The organism is Paenibacillus sp. NPDC055715, assembly GCF_053617595.1.
Genome location: NZ_JBSHGA010000002.1, coordinates 312553 through 333319, shown reverse-complemented (window position 1 = coordinate 333319; position 20767 = coordinate 312553). Strand labels below are relative to the sequence as shown.

Sequence of the window (20767 nt, the reverse complement as noted above, 5' to 3'; positions counted from 1 at the left end):
AATCCTTTGTGTATTATCAGTAGATTTAGCTCTAAATTGATGTATGTAACAATCGAACAACCGTCCACAATTTGCGTATGGTATCGAGTCAAAAAATAAGCTGAATCGCGGAGTTGGAGTGCTATGCCATTATTTATGGAAATTGAATGGTAATTCGATTTTAAATACCCCCGGTATCGGAGAAATTTGTTCATAAGCTTAATCACCGTAAACAAAATAGCTTCATTGTGTAGCTGGATGTACTAAGGGTAATTCTGGAAATTAAATAGGTGTTTTAGGTGTAAATACACCCCCCTCACTTAAATTATATACTGATATATGGATGTTAATTACAAAGAAACCTAAATTTAATCATCTAGGTTCGGTGAAAATATAGTATTAGACTGATCAGTTTGAAGAAGCAGCGGCGGCGCAAGACTTGATAAATAAAGTCTTAGACTGCTGCTGTTGTCGTTCAACTAACGTTTCCCGTTAGCTTAACCAGACGACGACCTTAATCATCGCTTGTTTCTATACAAGAGTCCCAAACAAGTAAACTGCAAACACAATAATACTAAGAATCAACATAACTCCTCCCACCCTATAACACAAAGAAGTACCAAAATTATTTGGATATTTTTTCGAAATTATCAATGCTGGTAACCAAAATACAATAGCAGCCATAAATGGAATGTGATACCCCTCAGTATCATTCGTATATATATCCCAATTGAATAACTTAAAAAGATAATGGCTCAACATAAAGTCGTTTTGAAATTTAAAATTAAATAAAAACCCTAAAGTTAGAACAACTATTGCAAATGACCCAGTACCAAACGGTCTTTTTATTGTCACTTCATTTCGCTCCCTTGCAAATTGGTGTCCCTTGGCTACAATTCTCATCGAGTTGACTTTTCAATTATATCCTATACGTAGGAACAGCAAATTTGTTGCGTTATCCTGCCCGTCAGCTTAATGAAGCATTGTCAGTCTAATACTTTATTTTCTCAGTCTACAACTTTATTTTCTTTTGACACTAGGCTGTAACAGTGTACGTAGTATACACATATGAAATTATAGTCTGTTCATCTTCTCAATCATCTTTTGTTTTGTAGGATTAGCATATAAGAGTGTAGTATGAATGTTGCTATGCCCCGCTTGATTCGCTACTTCATGGACTGACATATCATTTTCTAATGCGTAAGAGCAGAAGAAATGTCTCAGATCGTGAGGAGTTATTTCCTTTCCTACAATCGCTGAATATTTATTGAAGAGCTTATTGATCACGGTTCTGTCTAATTTACCTCCTCTATTACTTGGAAACAGATAGTCACTTGTAATTCCTTTGTCTGTGCGATCTTTAATCCAACTCTGTATGGCTGTCCTCGCCTTATCTCCCATAAACACAGTTCTAGTCTTCTTTCCTTTGCCTTCGGATACAATTAACTCTCTTAATGTCAAATTGAAATCAGTTATACGAATATTTAGAGCTTCACTGATCCGCAATCCACAGTAGGCCAGTAATGACACGATAGCATAGTTGCGTTTTGACTCATGTTCCAGCACCAATTGTCTGAACTTCTCAACATCGGCAAGTCCAACAGTAGCCAGTGAAGCATATTGACGTTGAATCTTTAACATATCCTTTTTATTAATCGCAACCTCTGTCTGCACTCCTGATTCAATCAGGTAATCGTTAAACTTGATAAGTGCGCTGATCTTAGCATTGATGGAAACAGGGGCAAGCTTCTTCAATGTTTTGAGATAGCTTATGTAATCCTTCACATTCTCTCTATGCAGCTTCTTGAACTCTATTCCTTTGCTCTCATCAAACCATTTCATAAATCCACTTACATTAAGTATGTAACTTTTAATTGTGTTCGAGCTTTTATCTTTCTGACGTAAGTATTCCTCAAAAGCTTGGATCATCTTCACCACTCCCATACAATTATGTTGCATTATATAACTCAATTATACTGTTATCTCATTCACTTTGCCACATAATATAAATTATGTGGCATTACTAGAATTGATGAAAATTATTGACTATACAATGTTCTGCCAGACAAAATGGTCAGCAGAAATAACCATCTTGAGAATCAAGACGGTATTAACCAAGTTGGTTAGCACTGATATGGATAGTTGGACACAGCATCAACCCAATGACCAACTTAGAAAATATCGAACTCGATAGTAGATATCGAGAAATAATGTGTAAAAAAGCTTGATACATCAAAGGATATTTTATAAATTAAATTTGGTAAAACTAAATTTCGAAAAATTCTTTATTTATCTATGCTTTTAAACACGGCAAACACGTATCGCAATCGTAACAGGAATAGCGGAGTGAGAGTATTATAATTGTCACCCTAAGACAAATTGTCTCAAGGTTGAATCATAAACGCAACTCACGCACGGTCATTTCTTTTACTGTTTTCTGTTGACCAGTCGATGGGACAATGTGTCCCTGTGTGATAAACTCTTCTCGATCAATGGTTTTAGGTAATGAGCGCATTTCAAACATTTTACTTGAAAACTGCTCATAGGCTTGAATCATTTTTCTTGCAGTTTGAGGAATAATATCAACAGAGTTTAACCACTTTTCCCACTCACCATGCACCAAATCATTTTCTTTTACAGGCTTCAGTCGTTTTCCAATCTCAAACACCGATTGACCAGCAATTTGCTTATAGCTATTGATCTCTTTATAGTAGTTCTAAACAAAAAATAACCCCGGAATATTTACCGGGGCAAAGTCTCTATTCTTTTGAAACTTTTGGAAGTGTTATGTGTATAGTAAGTGATGGTTTATCATAATTCACTTTCGCACCTATCGCTTCACTAATGAACCTGAGATTCACGAAGAAAACTCCCCCAGATAAAGCCGGAGATTGCGTTAGGTTATATTTTTTGTTATTTACATAACCATCATTACTATCCTGAGTCAATTTTATTACAGTGGAACCGTCCTTACTTGATGCGGTTACTGTTTTTTGAGCGTTATCCCATTTAACTTCCATCCCATATCTGGCGAAAATTTCACGAAACGGAACCATTGCTGTCCCACCATAGGAAATAAAAGCTTCAAAGTCGATTTTTTCGTTGTCAATATAAACTGTAGGTTGGGCAATATCAGCATGAATTGCTCCAGAAAAACTTGATGTTATTAACAACATCAAAAACAATATAATAAGATTTCTTTTCATTACAAATCACCCTTAATTATTATTTTCCTCTCACAGTTATAGTGACAGTGTTATTACCATCGCGCGCTATGTTAGCATAGTCAGTAAGCGGAGCACTAAAGGCACTACTTGGAACTGATGCACCATCTACTTTAATACTTGAATAGATAGCTTTATTTCGTCCTCTGTCTCCAGTTGAAACAACAGTTGATAGAAGCTTCCATTGATCGACGCTATTAATGTCGAGACTATCATTAGTTTCCATAATAGAAATTAAGGGAGTATCTGTACTTCTATTACAGGCCATATCTGCACATGTTGCTATACCATTAATCTTCATCCTTACCTTACCACCATCATTATACCACACATACAAATTTACATTAGAATTTGGTAAATATGCATTTGAACCTTGTACATTCGTATAACCTGCAATGAGCTTGGCTGCTTTACTCACACCGTTTCTTTTGACAATCATAGTTGGTTTCCATCCCTTTTCTTTCTCACCCACACCAACACTAGAATCATAGACTAGTCCCATATCTGCTTCATAAGCCCCCGAAGTAAATCCAGAATAATTATAGGCGGCTGTCTCTTCAACAACTTGTGAGTCAAGTGGAAGTCTTAACAAAGTAGATAGGTATCTTCCATTTTTGGTTATATTCTGTCTACCTCCAATACCATCCCCAATATTATAAGCAGAGGTGGTAATTCGGTCGTTTTGACCTTCAGGTAAATATTTAAAATCCGGCTTCTCAATTGTAAGCACTGGAGCTTTATCGGGAGTCTCTTCATACTTGTACACATAATCTTCACCTATAATAGTGTAATCATAAATGGCATTATCATAAACACTTTCCGACACATTTTTATTCATACTTATCTTTTGGTTGCTAGCTCTGTCCTCTTCGATTCCCTTCTTAAAACGGTTTACAAGTTCATTAATTTTTGAACTAGATACATCATCCGGTTTATGTATTACAATTTCCCTACCGTTAGTCCCCTCCAAATTTTTGTCTGCACTTTCTGCGCTTGCAATATGCCCAGCAAACGGAGAAAAAAATAAAGAAGCAGCGGCTAGAATTGGTAATACCATTTTCTTTTTCATTTCGGTTCCTCCAAATAGAAAATTTTTGAAAATGTTACACGAGATAATCCTACCACTTTTTCCCTAGTTGTCAACATAAAAATCTATCTAAAACATTAAATGTTAATTTTCAAGAAAAAACAGACATATATACAGTGTGTTTTAGTCAATTTTTCTTTATTTAAGTTCTTTATTTGGGTTAGCATAAAAAAGCAACCGACACATGTCAGTTGCTCATCTCTCCACAAAATACCTATTCGTCATATACCACGCCTTACCCTTAACTGTATCCACCATACCCTTCTTGCTGTCCAGAAACACAATCTCCCCACATTCTTTACATCCCCACTTACTACGCTTATATGCCGATTCCTCTATATAAGAAGATCCACATTTACACTCCACCTGAATCAATGTCTTATGCTGACTGTATGCTTCTGCTAACTGTTCAGTGGCCTTGCTTGTTGCTGTAGGCTGAATAGCTACTACATGTTCCCTCTGCTCAGAAAATTCATTATGTACCTTAAAATCTGCTACAAGCTCAGGATTTAATCCAAAATATTCTTTTCCTACTGTCGTCACATATTTACTTCCTACTCGATAAGACTCTATCCAGTCTTGTATTTGCTTGCTGGATAGATTGACTCTTCCTTTGATACCGCTATTTAGCGTGTAGGTCATTGTGTGATGTTGGTTTAGATTCATAGATAACGTTACTCCTTTAATCTATCTTATAAGATTCATTATACTATAATATAGAAAACAAAAAAGACGTGGTTGCCCACGCCCTTTCATTTAATCATTTTTTAGGATTGTGTCAAAGAAACAATTAAGAAGAAAGGCTCACCGTCTCAAAAAATTGAAAACGCAATTCCTGATGCTAGACTAAAAAGTGGACACCGAGAATCGAGAATTCGAGAATAAAATCAAATACATTCGAGGTGCGTCCCTATGAGTAAAAACTACGACAAGGCTTTTACAGTTCAAACCGTTCAAATGATTCAAGAAGAAGGTAAACCTGTCTCTCCAGTGGCGAGAGAATGGGGCATCTCCGCGAGCACGCTGTATCGTTGGGTAGCTGAACATAACCAAGATGGGAAACAGGCTTTCCCTGGCAGTGGGAACCTGAAGCCTGAGGATCAAGCCACAAGAGAGCTCCACAAACGCATTCGTGATCTGGAAGAGGAGAACGATATTCTAAAAAAGGCGATGCACTACTTTGCCAAAGACCGACGCTGATCTTTTCTTTATATATGATCACCGCTTCCAGTGTCGTGTTGCAAAGACGTGTGCGGTGTTTGGTGTTTCACGAAGCGGCTATTACAGATGGGTACAAACTCGAACGATTCATAAAGAACGCCAAAAACAACGGGAAAAGCTCTTACAACGTATCCGCCGGATCTTCTTGGATTCACGCCGTTTGTAGGGCAGTCGGAAGATTCATAAAGCTTGGGTTCAGCAAGGAGTTGTTGTGTCAGAAAAAACGGTCGTGCGAATCATGAAGGAGCTTGGTTTAACGTCCAAGAACCGTGAAAAAATACAAAGCAACTACGAACTCCAAACACCAACTGCCTGTTCAGGAGATCCTTTTAAACCAGCCGTTTGTTGCTGAGGCTCCAAACGAGGTGTGGATGACGGATATTACGTATATTCCTACCGATGAAGGCTGGCTTTATTTGGCGAGCGTGATGGACTTGTACAGCCCCAAAATCGTAGGATTCCACATGGATTCTCGGATGACTAAAGAGTTAGCCATTCAGGCCCTTGAGCAAGCCTATCGTGTCCAACGACCGGGCAAAGGAGTTCTGCATCATTAGGATCGAGGGAGCCCATACGCATCTCACGAATATCAAGCTAAGCTGGTTAAGTACCATATGAAAGGCAGCATGAGCCGCAAGGGGAACTGTTATGACAACGCCTGTATTGAATCCTTTCACAGCGTTCTAAAGAAGAACTGATTTACTTAGATCACTACAAAACCCGTCGTGAGGCAAAGAAGCAGATTTTCGAATATATTACATGCTTTTATAATGGAAAACGAATCCATTCTTCTCTGGGTTATGTATCACCAAATGAGTATGAACGGTTGTACCGAAAACCCGCTTGAAATTCTCGACTTGGGGTGTCCATTCTATTGACAGTAGTCCAACACAAGGATTGCGCAGTTTGTTGAGTAAAAAAGAAGAAACTGATCCAGTAGAAATTGAAGAAAAACCCCGTGACCAGAAAGTTGAAGTTTAGAAGAAAGTATAAGCAAAACCATTGATACATAAGGAATTTTTGAGTAGATTATAAAAAAGCAGCCATGTACGCTCTATGGCTGCTTTTTTATAATCACTTAGCGCTTAGAGCTGCTACGTACCTGACGCTTGCCATTACTCCGAGTATGACTGCGGGTATGACAGCAAGGGTCACCTGGGTCCTTTACAACCACTGGAAATATATGGTGTGGTACAGGTATAATGTGCGCTTGATTGATAATCTCAATCGGATGAACAACGGGAACAACTTGCGGAAAAAATTGATGATTTACAAATTGGATCGGCGGGCACACGATCGGTTCGATAGGGCAATGACTCATGATGTGCAACTCCTTTCGGTGAATTAGTACAGCATATTACGAAGGGGCTCCCTGTGATTGGATGATTACCCCCTATTGCAAATATCCTTACAAAATAGGCCTTCGATCCATGATGAACGAGCTTCAAGCAGTTCTCCCAGCAACCGGCATAACTTGCGCAATCCTGATTCGAGTGTATCCTTGGCCGTGTATAAAAAGGAAATACGAATATGACTACCTTCCATACCACCTGCATAGCATACCCCGCCGGGTAAAAAGGATATGCCTTCCCGATCAGCTAATCGTCCCAGCTCTGCGATATCAACAGTAGGCGGAAGTTTTATCCACATATTAAGACCACCCTCAGGTACTTGCCAGGCGACTTCTGCAGGGGCAAAGCTCTGGCTGTACTGCTGCAATATGAAATGAAGAGAAATCCAGCGCTTCCTCACGATGCAATGACGCAGAAGGCCCGGCTACATAGCATCCCTTTCCCTGTGTACACACCACAAGATGTATGGATTCCAGCTCCGCATACGCCTTGCTTACAGTTACGGGACTAACCGAGAGTAGACTGGACAAATGGCGGACAGAGGGAAGCTTTGTACCCTGAGGCAGCAGTCCGGACTGGATACGGTCCGCCAATGTTTTGGCAATCTGTAAATTTAGTTTGACGCTGCTATTGCCGCTGAGTTTAATATGCATCGGAATCGTCCCTACAGAATCTGACCATCGGCTTCCATTGTAACATTCAATCACTTGGTAGATGACGCAAACGGTCGAACGAGCTTCTTGTTTTCCATATTTTTCTCAATTGACTTTATACCCGGATATCATTATTATCTTACAGTATAAGATAAATACCAGAAGGTGTTGTGGCCAATGGATTATAAAGCATCAGCAGCAGAACTATTCGAGTGTATCGCCAAATCGCGCAAACCGGTATTAGAGGAACGAATGCACTTTTCCCGTGGTGAAATGGGGATTCTTATCGCTCTGAGTCATCAGGACGGGGTTACCTCAGGCCACTTAAGCGACTACTTGTCCGTCAGTACGGGACGAGTAGCAACGGCGCTGAAAAGTTTGGAGAAGAAAGGACTGGTTGTACGACGTACGGATGTCAACGACAAACGCAAGGTGATTGTATTCATTACGGATTCAGGCAAGCAATTTATGATTGACAGGTATAACAAAGGAGTCGCATGGACCGAGAAAATTCTTCGAAAGCTGGACGAACAAGATGCCAAAGAGTTTATCCGACTCATCAAGCTTATTGTCTCTAAAGACTAAATTCCTATGTAGAGGCCGCATGCAGAGGGCATTAATTGCACCAAACACCTAAGATTTTCAGATAAAAGGAGAACAACAGAATGCTGAAGATATTCAAATATCTCAAGAAAAATGAATGGATGCTCGTGTTTTGCAGCCTAGCCTTCATCGTTGTGCAGGTATGGCTTGATTTGAAATTGCCTGATTATATGGCCGAAATTACAACCAAGCTGCAAGCAGCAGGAACGCCGATGTCGGAACTGCTGATTCCCGGTAGTTACATGCTGTTGTGTGCCGTCGGCAGTATGATTGCATCTATTATTGTCGGCTATTTTGCGGCAAAGGTGGCGGCAGGGCTAGCCATGCGTCTGCGTGCGATGGTATTTGATAAGACCTTATCCTTTTCGATGGAAGAGATGAACAGCTTTTCGACAGCAAGCCTCATCACCCGCTCCACGAACGATGTTACCCAGATTCAAACGGTGGTTGCGCTAGGGTTGCAGGTGATCATCAAGGCGCCGATTCTGGCCGTGTGGGCCATTGTGAAAATTGCGGATAAAAACTGGCAGTGGACCGCCTCTACTGGAGTGGCCGTGGCTGTCCTGATTCTGATGCTGAGTGTTATTGTTATTTTCGCTCTCCCAAGTTTCCAGAAAATTCAGCGTCTCACCGATAATCTGAACAGGGTAACACGCGAGCATCTGACCGGACTTCGGGTGGTGCGCGCTTATAATGCGGATCAGTATCAGGAGCAGAAGTTTGAGCAGGCCAACGCCGAATTGACGAATACAAACCTGTTTGCGAACCGGTTAATGACCATGATTGGTCCGGGTATGACCTTTATTATGTCGGGTTTGAGTGTCTCTATCTATGGGATCGGCGCTTACCTGATTAACGGGGCGGCCATGCCCGACCGCATTGCGCTGTTCTCCAATATGGTCGTATTCTCCTCTTATGCGATGCAGGTGGTCATGGCCTTTATGATGGTAAGTATGATATTCATCCTGATGCCTCGCGCTTCGATCTCTGCCAAACGGATCCTGGAGGTATTGAATACCAAATCCAGCATTGTTAACGGGCACGAGACGGCTGGAGAAGAGGACGTGATGGGTCAGGTGGAATTTCGTAATGTCAGCTTCAAATATCCGGACGCGGAGGAGCCTGTACTTCGCAATATCAGCTTTACAGCGAAACGAGGTGAGACGGTTGCCTTTATTGGCGCAACAGGCAGCGGCAAAACGAGCGTGATCAATCTGATTCCCCGTTTCTACGATGTGACCGAGGGAGAGGTGCTCGTGGATGGTGTGAATGTCAGAAACTATATGCAGCAGGCACTCCATAACAAAATCGGGTATGTCCCTCAAAAAGCCGTGCTTTTCAGCGGTACGGTGGCATCCAACGTTTCGTATGGCGATAACGGAAGAGCAGGAGCTTCAGAGAAGCTCGTCAAAGCAGCCGTAGCGATTGCCCAAAGCACGGAGTTTGTCGAAAAAATGGACAGTCAGTATCAGGGACGGATTTCACAAGGTGGAGCGAACGTGTCTGGTGGTCAAAAACAGCGTCTGTCCATTGCGCGTGCCATCTACCGTCAGCCGGAGATTTATATCTTCGATGATTCCTTCTCAGCACTGGATTACAGAACAGACCGGATTCTGCGCTCCGCTCTCAAAAAAGAAACCGACCATGCTACGACACTCATTGTTGCTCAGCGCATAGGCACCATTAAGGACGCTGACCGGATTATCGTACTGGACCAAGGTGAGGTGGTAGGGAACGGTACGCATGAAGAGCTGATGGCGAACTGCAGCACCTATCAGGAGATTGCTTATTCACAGCTTTCGAAGGAGGAACTCGTACATGGATAAGAATGAACGCAACGTCGGCAGCCAGCATATGAAAATGAAACAGCTAGGTCCCATGGGTGGGGGTCCTGCGGGGGGCATGGGTGCTGGTGAAAAAGCGAATGATTTTAAAAAGACCATCAGCCAGCTTTTATCCTACAGCAAGGCCTATGTACCCATGATTATACTCTCTATGGTGCTGGCCCTGGTCGGTTCCGCCTTTAACGTGATTGGTCCGGGTAAACTCAGTGATATTGCCAACCTGATCCAGGAAGGAATCGTAACAGGGATTGATGTGAGTGCTGTCCAGAAGATTGTTCTTGTATTGGCGCTTTTGTATGGTCTTGGTCTTATCTTTAACTATTTCCAAGGTTTTATTACGGTAACCGTGTCACAGCACCTTACAAAAAAGATGCGGAGAGAGCTGTCCCGAAAAATCAATCATATGCCTTTGAAGTATTTTGATGCTACAAGCTACGGTAATGTGCTCAGCCGTGTGACCAACGATGTCGATACCATCGGACAAACATTAAACAACAGTATCGGCACGCTTGTCAGCGCGCTGGCAACCTTCGTGGGTGCCTTGATTATGATGCTGTATACGAACTGGATCATGACCGTTACCGGGATTGTAGCTACGCTGATCGGTTTTTCCCTGATGACTGTGATTATGAAGCATTCACAGAAATATTTTGTAGCACAGCAAGCGGAGCTTGGCCAGATCAACGGTCATATCGAAGAAACCTATGCGGGTCATAACGTAGTCAAGGTATATAACGGAGAAAAATCAGCCAAGGAAGTATTCCATGGCATTAACGGCCGCTTATATACAAATGCATGGAAGTCCCAGTTCATGTCTGGCCTGATGATGCCGGTTATGATGTTCATCGGGAATTTCGGTTATGTCGCTGTCTGTGTTGTGGGCGCTTTGCTAGTGAACCAACATGCTATAACGATCGGAACTATTGTGGCCTTCATGGTGTATATTCGTCTGTTTACACAGCCCTTGTCACAGTTGGCACAGGCCGCAACCAATATGCAATCGGCGGCTGCCGCCAGTGAACGTGTATTCGAATTTCTGGGTGAAGAAGAATTGGCGGATGAGAGCGACAAGACTAAGAAGTTGGACAACGCCAAAGGGGATGTCGAATTCAAGCATGTCCGTTTCGGTTATAACGAAGACCGTATGATTATCAAAGACTTCTCCATGAAAGCTGAAGCCGGTCAGAAAATTGCCATTGTTGGTCCGACTGGCGCCGGTAAAACGACGCTCGTGAATTTGCTCATGCGGTTCTATGAGCTGAACGATGGGGAAATATATATTGACGGAACTCCAATCAGCCAATTAACACGTGAGAATATTCATGAATTATTCTGTATGGTGTTGCAGGATACCTGGCTGTTTGAAGGAACGATCCGTGAGAATATCGCCTTTTCCAAAGAGCAAGTTACCGATGAACAGGTGGAAGCCGTATGTAAAGCGGTGGGGCTGCACAGCTTTCTTAAAACACTGCCGCAGGGCTATGATACGGTGCTGGACGACAAAGCCAATCTCTCTGCTGGTCAAAAGCAATTGATTACCATTGCAAGAGCCATGATTGAAGATGCACCCATGCTTATTCTAGATGAGGCCACAAGTTCGGTCGATACGCGTACGGAATTGCTGATTCAACAAGCGATGGATCGGCTTACTGTAGGGAAAACCTCCTTTGTGATTGCCCACCGCCTTTCGACGATCAAGAACGCGGATATGATTCTGGTCATGAAGGACGGTGACATTATCGAAACAGGTAACCATGAGGAATTGCTGGCTAAAGGTGGCTTCTATGCCGATCTATACAACAGTCAGTTTGAACATGCATCCTAAAAATAACCACTCTCTAATTGAAAAACAGGATAGTAGCTACTAATAGCATATCAGGGTAAAAGAGAAACGTGTCTGGATGATCGCTGTGAAGAGCGATCCAGACACGTTTTTGATATGCTCAAAAGCTGCCCGATGTTTGGCAGATCAGCTTGTTTATTATGTTTTTTCATAGCTGCTAGAAGTTGCACTTGGGATGGTTTTATGTATAGCGTAACCTTCGAACGAGAAACGAAGCATTTCAAGCTTGGGCTGTATAATTGCAAGATTTACGTGATAGTGATTTGTATGATCAACTGTTATATTATATTCAAACGTTTACTGTTATACTTCATTCTTGTTATAATACAATAAATTTCATAGTACAGTATAGAATACAGGAGATGATTGGATTGGAATACAAATTTTCCGGTATGGCTCGTACTCAGAGCTCGTCCATCGTTAGAGACATTTTGAAGCTGACACAGAGAACAGAAGTGTTATCCCTGGCAGGTGGTCTTCCGGCCGATGCCTTTTTTCCCATCGAAGCCGTTGCTCAAGCCTATGAACGGGTATTCCGTCTGGGCGGTACTACTGCGCTTCAATACGGTCTAACCGATGGATATATTCCTCTACGGGAACGCCTTACAACCATAATGGCATCCCAAGGCATCTCTGTCACGAGAGATAACATCATCATGACGACGGGCTCACAGCAGACTATTGATCTGGTTTCGCGTGTGCTGCTTGATCCGCAGAATACTGTATTGGTGGAGTCCCCTACTTATTTGGCAGCTCTCCAGGTGTTTAAGTCCTATGGTGCCAACATTGTAAGTGTAGATACAGACTCCAACGGTATGCAATTAGATGATCTTGAAGCCAAGCTCAAGCAATATCAGCCCAAATTCGTGTATGTTATTCCAACTTTCTCCAACCCTGCGGGGAGTGTATGGAGTATGGAACGCAGAGTAGGCGCTGTTGAGCTATGCCGTAAATACGAAACTTTGATTTTTGAGGATGATCCTTACGGACGCCTCAAATTTGACGAAAACCTTAACTTTCCTTCCCTTTTATCCATTGACCAGCAACAAGGTGGAGACAGTCATGTCATGTACACCTCTACGTTCTCCAAAACCGTTGCTCCTGGTGTTCGTTCTGGATGGCTGGTTGCTGATCAAGCAATTGTCAATAAAGTCTCGAAGGCCAAACAATCTGCTGATCTGCACTCCAGCAGTATTGATCAACGTGCTTTAAACGAGCTATTGGACTTTTTTGATTTGGATGGACATATTCGTACCGTATCCAGCGAATATCACTCTCGTATGCTACGCCTCACTACACTGATGAAAGAACGTCAATGGGAAGGCATTACGTGGAATGATGCACTTGGGGGCATGTTTATGTGGGTTACTTTACCCGAAGACTTCCGTTCCGATCGCTTGCTGGAACTGGCCATTCAGGAAGGTGTCGCATTCGTGCCAGGACAAGTATTTTATGCTGATCTGAGCGGTAACAACCATATGCGGATCAACTTTACGCATACTGATCCTTCATTGCTTCCTGAAGCGGTTAACCGTTTGGATCGGGCATTGAAGATGTATACAGAGGAAAGATTGGAAAAAAGCGTGCGCTAGCGAAGATTGGCAGGAAACCTACGCGATAACGGTTTGCGAAGCATTTGATCTTAACGATTGCTGTTGCGTGGCTGCTTCCGCACGTTTTTAAGTTAGAGAGAATGGGCAAGTAAAAAACAGAATGAAGCTCCCAGTAATTATGCTGGGGGCTTCATTCTGTTTTGGCAAAGAACTAAAAAAATAGGTCTATCCAATTGCTATGAAAATACACTTATGCTACATAATCCTTATGTATTAAAAATGGTGAGTCATGATTCCTATAGGAACATAACTCACCATTTTTAATCATTCAATACATACATTTGGATTGCAGATTTTTCATGCAAACAGTCATTTAAAAGATTAACTTCATACATTTTAAGGTGTTGCAGTGTGGAAAGTTTTCCGTAAGCCGGGTTCTGTGCTATTCGTGGTTCAGACGGGAACTACCCTCCCACTACAAGCGACAATCATCTATCTAGGCCGAATATTGCTATCCGGCTCCAGCGACCAACCTAGACACGCCTCGGGCTAAGGCCGCTTCGCGAAGAAGCTGTGTCCCATTAGGTCTTGCTCCAGATGGGGTTTACCAGGAACGAAGTCACCAGCGTTCCTCGGGGTCTCTTACACCTCGGTTCCATCCTTGCCTGTGCCGCAAGCGGCCATCGGCGGTCCATTTCTGTGGCACTATCCTTCAACTCGCGCTGACTGGACGTTATCCAGCATCCTGCCCTATGGAGCCCGGACTTTCCTCTCGCGGTTCACACCGCCAGCGATTGTCTGTTAAACTTTCCGAACAACGTTATAAGTATACAGGGAACACACGCTCGACACAACCCTAAAAATATTGTAAATTAGCAAGCTTCCTTTATTTGTTCAAATAAAACGGGTGTACCTTCTTTTGTAGCGCATCATCTGCCACAAAATAAGTAGAGAGCCCCACGTATAACGGAATATCAAGTTTACTAAAATCAGGTATGCCCTCATCCAGAAAGAGTTCATCATCCCGGTAAGTTTGCTGTATCTCACCGACAATCCAATCATGATCTCCATAGGTATGAATATCCACCACTTAACACTCATAAGCAAGGTAAGCATCCAACAAAACAGGGACAGGCATGGAATATCGGATCAGCAGTTAAAGTTCGCATACAACTCGACCCTATGAACTAAAAGTAATAAAACACTTTCATCTTCTCATAGAAGTTAAGCTTTTACAAAAATTGAAAAGGCTCAGTATTCACCTGGGATACATGTACTTCCGTAGAGTAGCGGCCTTCTTCCAGACGTTTGCGTATCCATTCTGCGGTTTTAGGCTTCATAATCTTCTCTGCGTTATGGCCAGGGTCAATGATGGCAATCCCAGCCATAAGGGCATCCTGAGCCGTGTGATAGTCAATATCACCCGTTACTAATACGTCAGCCCCTCTAAAAATCGACTTGTTCACATAGCGGCTTCCAGATCCCCCCAGAACGGCTGCCTTTTTAATCGTACGGTCCAAGTCGCCCACTACACGTACATGCTCGACGTTGAAGCCTTCTTTCACATCATTGACAAACTCGCGTAACGTGCGGGCTTCCTTGAGCTTACCCACCCGTCCCAAGCCGAATGTGCGGCCCTGCAAATCCATATGGTACAGGTCATAGGCCACCTCTTCATAAGGATGGGCTTTAAGCATCGCCTGAACAACTTTGTTGCGTACACCCTGTGGTACAACCGTCTCTATGCGTACCTCCTCGCTGCGTTCCATTTTACCCGGCTCACCCAAAAACGGCTGTGTGCCTTCACCCGGTACGAAAGTTCCATAGCCGTCAATGTTAAAACTGCAATGGCTATAATTACCGATATGTCCGGCTCCCGCACCAAGTACAGCATCTAACACCTGTTGATGATGTGTTTTCGGTACGAAAACGACAAGCTTGAACAATTGCTCAGTGTGGACATCCTCCAGCGTACCTTCACTTTGAATACCCAAGGCTTCCGCCATCCAGTCATTCATACCGTCCTCTGCCGTATCCAGATTCGTGTGACTAATGTAGACGGCAATATCGTTCTTGATCAGCTTTTCATACAATCTTCCTGCTAGCTGATCCGTATTCAAGGTTTTGAGTGGACGGAATATGATAGCATGATGGGCAATAATCAGATCGGCCTGTACACGGATCGCCTCTTCAATAACCTCATCATTGACATCCAGAGCTACCAGTATATTTTTGATCTCTTTTTGCAGGCTGCCAAGCTGAAGCCCGATTCTATCGTCCGGAACTGCCAAATATTTTGGAGCCAGCTGTTCCATATAGCTAATTACCGTTTGTCCTTTGGCAAACATGCAAGTACCTCCTCTAGTTGTTCAATTTGCTTGCGCAATTGCTCCTGCTTTTGCTGCGCCGATTCCTGCTCTGACCGCGCTAACTGTGCAAGCACGTTCTGGAGCTTATGAATTTCCAGCTTCCATTTACGGAAAAAGACTTCATCGGGCTCTCTGATCAGCAACGGTCCAAGCCGTTCCAGCCAGTCCTGCATCAATACTACCGAGCTACCAGAAAGAGCTAACGGTCGGTATAACTCGTCCTGCTTCACAGGGCTATCCGACACGGGTACAGCCGTCAAAACTTCATATATCTTTCCGTCTTCTTCCATAATATGCTCGCCCGTCAATATCCATTGATGCTCGATTAGCCATCTGCGCAAAATATCCTCGCCTACGTTTGGCTGTAAAACAAGCCGCTTTACAGAATCCAACTTGTCTTTTCCCTGCTCCAAAATGGAAGCAATTAAGGAACCGCCCATGCCCGCTATCGTAATAACATCAACCTCATCGGCTGTAATCACGGCCAAGCCATCGCCTTTTCTAACCGTTATGCGGTCAGTGAGACCCGCTTCAGCGACCTGCCTTTGAGCCGCACGCAAAGGTCCATCATTGACTTCGCCTGCCACAGCTTGGGTTACCCGGCCACTGCGCATCGCAGCTACAGGGAGCAGTCCGTGGTCAGAGCCAATATCCGCTAATCTGCTCCCGACAGGAATTTGTTCCATAATATATTGTAATCGTTGAGAAAGTTTCATGACGTCACCCACGTAATCCATTTTTTTCGAGTCCAAAATAAAATCCCTACAACAACAGCCAACTTCAATAAACCGTACAATACAACATCTCCCGGCGCTTGATGACGCTGGTTTTCATGTCTGTTTCAGGCATGAAAACCAGCGTCATTCCGACAGCAAAATAGACCGACAAGAACAAGAAACCAAAACTTGGGTTCACCCTGGTGAACCTAAATAATCCATACACCTGAACCCAGCATAATCACACTGCCCAAGGTACTCATCATGGTGCTCATGCTCTTTCTGAAGAACGCCAAGCTGCCGTACTCCATAGCAGATCCCGGTTACTGCACATGCCGAGAATATTTGCATTGCCAACGGAAAAGCGGTAAAATAAAAACCGATCAAACAAATGCAGGAAATAATTACAAAACCAAGAATCCAGGTGATTCCATGCCCGTTTCGAAGATATGTAAACAGCCCGGTGTCACTGTGGCTTCGGCTCTGTGACGGATTTTCTTCCTCTCGATAAAGGCTAGATAAAAAAACACAATATTACTCAGGGAGCAGCCGACTTCGCCGCCAATACTGAATTTCATGTATCAGTATTGCCCGTTTTTTCTCTTGGTCCAAGCTTTTCCCCTCCACCAAGACTGCCTTGGGATAAAAAAGACCCTCTGCGCGCTCCAAGCCGCAGAAGGTCCGCAATGCTACGCTTCTATTCGAGGAAATCCTTCAGTCGCTTACTGCGGCTTGGATGGCGCAGCTTACGCAGCGCTTTAGCCTCAATCTGACGAATACGTTCGCGTGTAACACCGAACACTTTACCCACTTCCTCAAGGGTTCTGGTTCTACCGTCGTCCAAACCAAAACGGAGACGCAAAACGTTCTCTTCCCGTTCGGTCAACGTATCCAGTACATCCTCAAGCTGTTCCTTCAGAAGTTCATAGGCAGCCGCATCCGCAGGCGCCAGCGCTTCCTGATCCTCAATGAAATCCCCCAAATGTGAATCATCTTCTTCACCAATTGGCGTTTCCAATGAAACCGGTTCTTGGGCAATTTTCATAATTTCCCGTACTTTCTCGACGCTCAGCTCCATCTCCGCAGCCACTTCTTCCGGCGTAGGTTCACGCCCCAGCTCTTGCAACAGTTGACGAGATACCCGAATCAACTTGTTGATCGTTTCCACCATGTGCACAGGAATACGGATTGTTCTGGCCTGATCGGCTATAGCGCGCGTAATGGCCTGACGAATCCACCAAGTCGCATACGTACTGAATTTAAATCCTTTTTCGTAATCAAATTTTTCTACTGCTTTAATCAGACCCATGTTACCTTCCTGAATCAGATCCAGGAAAAGCATGCCACGGCCAACATAACGCTTGGCAATACTTACAACCAGACGTAAATTCGCTTCTGCGAGTCGACGTTTGGCTTCTTCATCACCGTTGTTGATCCGTTTCGCCAGCTCCACCTCGTCATCAGCGGAAAGAAGCGGTACACGGCCGATTTCCTTCAAGTACATCCGGACTGGATCATTGATTTTAATACCGGGAGGCAGGCTCAGATCGTCATCGTAGTTAAAGTCATCCCCGTCGTTGTTTACCGGGTCGTCGTTTTGACGCAATCTGGTAACTTCTTCGTCGTTATCATTTACAACCTCAATCCCCAAGTCACCCAGCTGCTCATAAAACTCATCCATTTGCTCGGGGTCCTGATCAAACGACGATAGTTTTTCCATGATATCTTTGTAGTTCAGAGAGGAACTTTTTTTACCCAACTCAATTAATTGATCTTTAACCTGATCCAGTGTCAGTTCCGTCTCCAGTTCAGTATGCTGATCATTCGCCATCTTTCGACTCCCTCCTCCCTAGAAACATCCGACCTCTGTGTGTTCATTGTCTCTCTAGGGCTATAATCTCAATTACAATTTGTGCTGCGCGCAAAGCATCACCAGAACGCTCCGCGGCTCTCATTTCTTCTCTCTTCAAATCCAGTTGCTTCTGCAATGGAAATTTGCGCACCTGCTGAATACAATCGTCCAATACGTGCGGCGATACATCTGGAGCATCCATCATCATAATCGAACTTACGGTTTTTTCCAGACGGTCGTCTTGAAGAGAAGAAATAAATCGGCTCGTATCCGGTAATTTACCTTGTGCATAATAGGCGTATAGATAAGCAGCAATTGCTGCATGATCCTCAATATTAAAGGCATCCCCCAGATGCTTCTCCACATATTGTGCAGTTTCTGCATCCTGCATCATCCAGTGGAGTAATCTACGTTCCGCCACATGATAAGCTGGCATGACATTTGGTTTTGCAATCTGCCCGTTTTTATGCCTACCATTATTCCACCGATTTTCGTTATTATCCCCAAAGTCCTGTTTTTTTTGCAGGGACTGGCGGAGTAAATTACATTCTTGCTTTAAGGTTTCAAAATCCACCTTGACTTCGGCTGATACTTCGCGCAAATACACTTCCCGCTCGGTCGGGGATGACAGAGGTGCAATGACATTTAATGCTTCGCGGGAATACGCGATTCTTCCTTCTTCCTCTTGCAGTATATGGTTTTTTTTCAGATATATAAGCTTGAATTTCACCGTTGAAACGGCACTTTCGATAATTTGGCGCTGAAACCTTTCACCGCCGTATTGCCGGATAAAATCATCTGGGTCCATACCGTCGCTGACCAGCGCTACCTTAACGTGAAGTCCTGCATTTTCCAGCAACGGAAAATTTTTAAGCGCAGCAGCTTGTCCTGCCCGGTCACCATCATAGCAAATAATGACCTCGTCACACAGTCCCTTTAACATCGTAGCATGATGCTCCGTCAAAGCTGTGCCCATAGCGGCCACCCCGTTCTGCACACCTGCTTCCCAAGCTGAGATGACATCGCCGTATCCTTCAAAAAGGACACTCTGGCGAAGCTTGCGAATCGAAGTCTTGGCATGGTGGAGATTGTACAAGGTCCGGCTCTTGTTGAACAGTTTGGTTTCCGGTGAATTCAAATACTTGGGCTGTCCCTCGCCAAGAATACGGCCCGCAAAGGCAATTACTTTGCCATTTCGATTCCAAATGGGAAACATAATGCGATCCCTGAACCGATCCACATGCCCATCACCCTCATGTCGGGGAGAGATAAGCCCGCCATTCTCCATCTCCACAGGATCGAAAGAACGCTTCTCCAGAAACTGGACGATCGTATCCCATCGGTTAGGGGCATAGCCAATTTGAAATTGGTCAATGATCTTGTCAGTAAATCCCCGTGACCGCAAATACTCCATAGCCGGTTTTCCATGCTCCGTATTTTTAAGGAGGAAATGGTACATCTTGGATGTAAGCTCGTACGCTTGCAACAACCTGTCCAACTCAGGATGCTGATGCGTTGACTCACGTCCCTGCCATTCGCCGAGAGGGATATGACTTTCTTCCGCCATTGTTCTGACAGCTTCGGGAAAGGATAGTCCTTCGATTTCCATCATAAATTTGATGGCATTGCCTCCCGCGCCACAGCCGTAGCAGTAAAAAATCTGGCGATCCGGTGTCACGGTGAATGAAGGGGTTTTTTCGGAATGAAAAGGACAGAGGCCTTTCATATACTTCCCCTGCTTGGTCAAATGCACGTACTTGCTTACCGTATCTACGATATCATGATGCTGTAAAACCGACTCAATGATATCGTCCGGTATGTTGCCTTGTCCAGCACTCATGTTAACCACCTTCATCTCTTTAGCACGTAAATATAATTCGATACCGTTATTCATTCTCCTGCAAGCAGAGTAAAAGTTTTGTCAGTTTATGTTGAAAAACTTCACGATCCTCTGATGTAAACGGTTTAGGACCTTTTCCATAACGTCCTTTTTTCCTTTCCTTGGCAGAAGTATGACGGCGGTCGAGCATAAAATCAATCGAATCGTTTCGATACATCGTTCCGCGAAAAGACATAACCTCACAGCCTTTAGCCAAAGCGAGTGCGGCAAGACCGTAATCGTTGGTGGTTACAATGTCTCCCCCACGGATATGATTAGCAATATAGAGATCAGCGCTTTGGTCGCTCCGGTCTACTTTTACGACGGTCACGCCTCCGCTGCCCTGGATAAGATGATCATATGAAGATACCATAATAACCTGAACATGAAAACGGGAAGCTGTATCTGCAATTTCGCTTTTGACAGGACAAGCGTCTCCATCGACAACGATCCGCACATCCGATAAACCCCCGGATATTCCCACAAGCATCCCCCATCTCCATCCGGTTTCGAGTAAAATACGGAACGGCTGCAAGATCGCTCTTAACCGTTCCGTATATTTATACCCATTTTTTCAAGTTGTTCATACTAT

General features: G+C 43.7%; 19 protein-coding genes, 1 other RNA gene and 1 pseudogene. 5 read left to right on the top strand and 16 right to left on the bottom strand.

What is annotated here, in order from left to right; all coding sequences use genetic code 11:
* Positions 1-510: 510 nt before the first annotated feature.
* The 6 genes from ACWGOO_RS05905 to ACWGOO_RS05880 all read right to left on the bottom strand — a co-directional run bounded on the left by ACWGOO_RS05905 (position 511) and on the right by ACWGOO_RS05880 (position 4956).
* A complete protein-coding gene (locus ACWGOO_RS05905) occupies positions 511-882 on the bottom strand; it encodes a hypothetical protein (protein ID WP_452481858.1) in 372 nt (123 codons plus the stop codon).
* Between the two features lie 171 nt (positions 883-1053).
* A complete protein-coding gene (locus tag ACWGOO_RS05900) occupies positions 1054-1908 on the bottom strand; it encodes a tyrosine-type recombinase/integrase (protein WP_452481857.1) in 855 nt (284 codons plus the stop codon).
* 466 nt (positions 1909-2374) lie between these two features.
* Positions 2375-2647: a DUF3102 domain-containing protein gene (locus ACWGOO_RS05895; RefSeq protein WP_452481856.1), complete on the bottom strand. Its 273-nt coding sequence runs from the start codon at positions 2645-2647 to the stop codon at positions 2375-2377.
* A gap of 91 nt (positions 2648-2738) precedes the next feature.
* Positions 2739-3185, bottom strand: a complete 447-nt coding sequence (locus tag ACWGOO_RS05890) for a copper amine oxidase N-terminal domain-containing protein (protein ID WP_452481855.1) — start codon at positions 3183-3185, stop codon at positions 2739-2741.
* 19 nt (positions 3186-3204) lie between these two features.
* Complete coding sequence (locus ACWGOO_RS05885) at positions 3205-4272, bottom strand: YrpD family protein (RefSeq protein WP_452481854.1); 1068 nt, start codon at positions 4270-4272, stop codon at positions 3205-3207.
* A 213-nt stretch (positions 4273-4485) separates the two neighbouring features.
* Entirely contained in the window at positions 4486-4956 is a 471-nt protein-coding gene (locus ACWGOO_RS05880) for a hypothetical protein (RefSeq protein ID WP_452481853.1), read from the bottom strand.
* 246 nt (positions 4957-5202) lie between these two features.
* Between ACWGOO_RS05880 and ACWGOO_RS05875 the strand changes: the two are divergent.
* Positions 5203-6358: pseudogene (locus tag ACWGOO_RS05875) on the top strand (IS3 family transposase).
* Between the two features lie 231 nt (positions 6359-6589).
* Here the strand turns inward: ACWGOO_RS05875 and ACWGOO_RS05870 are convergent.
* The 3 genes from ACWGOO_RS05870 to ACWGOO_RS05860 form a co-directional block, all read right to left on the bottom strand.
* Complete coding sequence (locus ACWGOO_RS05870; RefSeq protein ID WP_452481852.1) at positions 6590-6832, bottom strand: hypothetical protein; 243 nt, start codon at positions 6830-6832, stop codon at positions 6590-6592.
* 65 nt (positions 6833-6897) lie between these two features.
* Positions 6898-7161, bottom strand: coding sequence for a hypothetical protein (locus ACWGOO_RS05865; RefSeq protein ID WP_452481851.1), 264 nt, complete (start codon positions 7159-7161; stop codon positions 6898-6900).
* A gap of 13 nt (positions 7162-7174) precedes the next feature.
* On the bottom strand, positions 7175-7570 hold the full coding sequence (locus ACWGOO_RS05860; protein ID WP_452481850.1) for a GntR family transcriptional regulator: 396 nt from the start codon (positions 7568-7570) through the stop codon (positions 7175-7177).
* A 123-nt stretch (positions 7571-7693) separates the two neighbouring features.
* Here ACWGOO_RS05860 and ACWGOO_RS05855 point away from each other — a divergent pair, with 123 nt between their 5' ends.
* From ACWGOO_RS05855 to ACWGOO_RS05840, 4 genes are all read left to right on the top strand, one after another.
* Positions 7694-8101, top strand: a complete 408-nt coding sequence (locus ACWGOO_RS05855; RefSeq protein ID WP_452481849.1) for a MarR family winged helix-turn-helix transcriptional regulator — start codon at positions 7694-7696, stop codon at positions 8099-8101.
* An 80-nt stretch (positions 8102-8181) separates the two neighbouring features.
* Complete coding sequence (locus ACWGOO_RS05850; RefSeq protein ID WP_452481848.1) at positions 8182-9945, top strand: ABC transporter ATP-binding protein; 1764 nt, start codon at positions 8182-8184, stop codon at positions 9943-9945.
* Complete coding sequence (locus ACWGOO_RS05845) at positions 9938-11788, top strand: ABC transporter ATP-binding protein (protein WP_452481847.1); 1851 nt, start codon at positions 9938-9940, stop codon at positions 11786-11788. Before ACWGOO_RS05850 ends, ACWGOO_RS05845 begins: the two co-directional genes overlap by 8 nt.
* Before the next feature lie 389 nt (positions 11789-12177).
* Positions 12178-13398, top strand: a complete 1221-nt coding sequence (locus tag ACWGOO_RS05840) for an aminotransferase-like domain-containing protein (RefSeq protein ID WP_452481846.1) — start codon at positions 12178-12180, stop codon at positions 13396-13398.
* A gap of 372 nt (positions 13399-13770) precedes the next feature.
* On the opposite strand, the gene rnpB is transcribed toward ACWGOO_RS05840, so the two are convergent.
* The 7 genes from rnpB to ACWGOO_RS05805 all read right to left on the bottom strand — a co-directional run bounded on the left by rnpB (position 13771) and on the right by ACWGOO_RS05805 (position 20665).
* Positions 13771-14169, bottom strand: an RNA gene (rnpB, locus tag ACWGOO_RS05835) — RNase P RNA component class A.
* A 76-nt stretch (positions 14170-14245) separates the two neighbouring features.
* The gene (locus tag ACWGOO_RS05830; protein ID WP_452481845.1) at positions 14246-14446 is read right to left on the bottom strand and encodes a hypothetical protein; all 201 of its coding nucleotides are present in this window, start codon (positions 14444-14446) and stop codon (positions 14246-14248) included.
* A gap of 145 nt (positions 14447-14591) precedes the next feature.
* Complete coding sequence (locus ACWGOO_RS05825; RefSeq protein WP_452481844.1) at positions 14592-15707, bottom strand: Nif3-like dinuclear metal center hexameric protein; 1116 nt, start codon at positions 15705-15707, stop codon at positions 14592-14594.
* Positions 15683-16444: a tRNA (adenine(22)-N(1))-methyltransferase gene (locus ACWGOO_RS05820; RefSeq protein WP_452482044.1), complete on the bottom strand. Its 762-nt coding sequence runs from the start codon at positions 16442-16444 to the stop codon at positions 15683-15685. Before ACWGOO_RS05820 ends, ACWGOO_RS05825 begins: the two co-directional genes overlap by 25 nt.
* A gap of 697 nt (positions 16445-17141) precedes the next feature.
* Entirely contained in the window at positions 17142-18275 is a 1134-nt protein-coding gene (rpoD, locus tag ACWGOO_RS05815) for an RNA polymerase sigma factor RpoD (RefSeq protein WP_452481843.1), read from the bottom strand.
* A 43-nt stretch (positions 18276-18318) separates the two neighbouring features.
* Positions 18319-20190, bottom strand: a complete 1872-nt coding sequence (gene dnaG, locus ACWGOO_RS05810; RefSeq protein ID WP_452481842.1) for a DNA primase — start codon at positions 20188-20190, stop codon at positions 18319-18321.
* The gene (locus ACWGOO_RS05805) at positions 20183-20665 is read right to left on the bottom strand and encodes a YaiI/YqxD family protein (RefSeq protein ID WP_452482043.1); all 483 of its coding nucleotides are present in this window, start codon (positions 20663-20665) and stop codon (positions 20183-20185) included. The genes dnaG and ACWGOO_RS05805 overlap by 8 nt, the downstream gene beginning before the upstream one ends.
* Between the last annotated feature and the right edge of the window lie 102 nt (positions 20666-20767).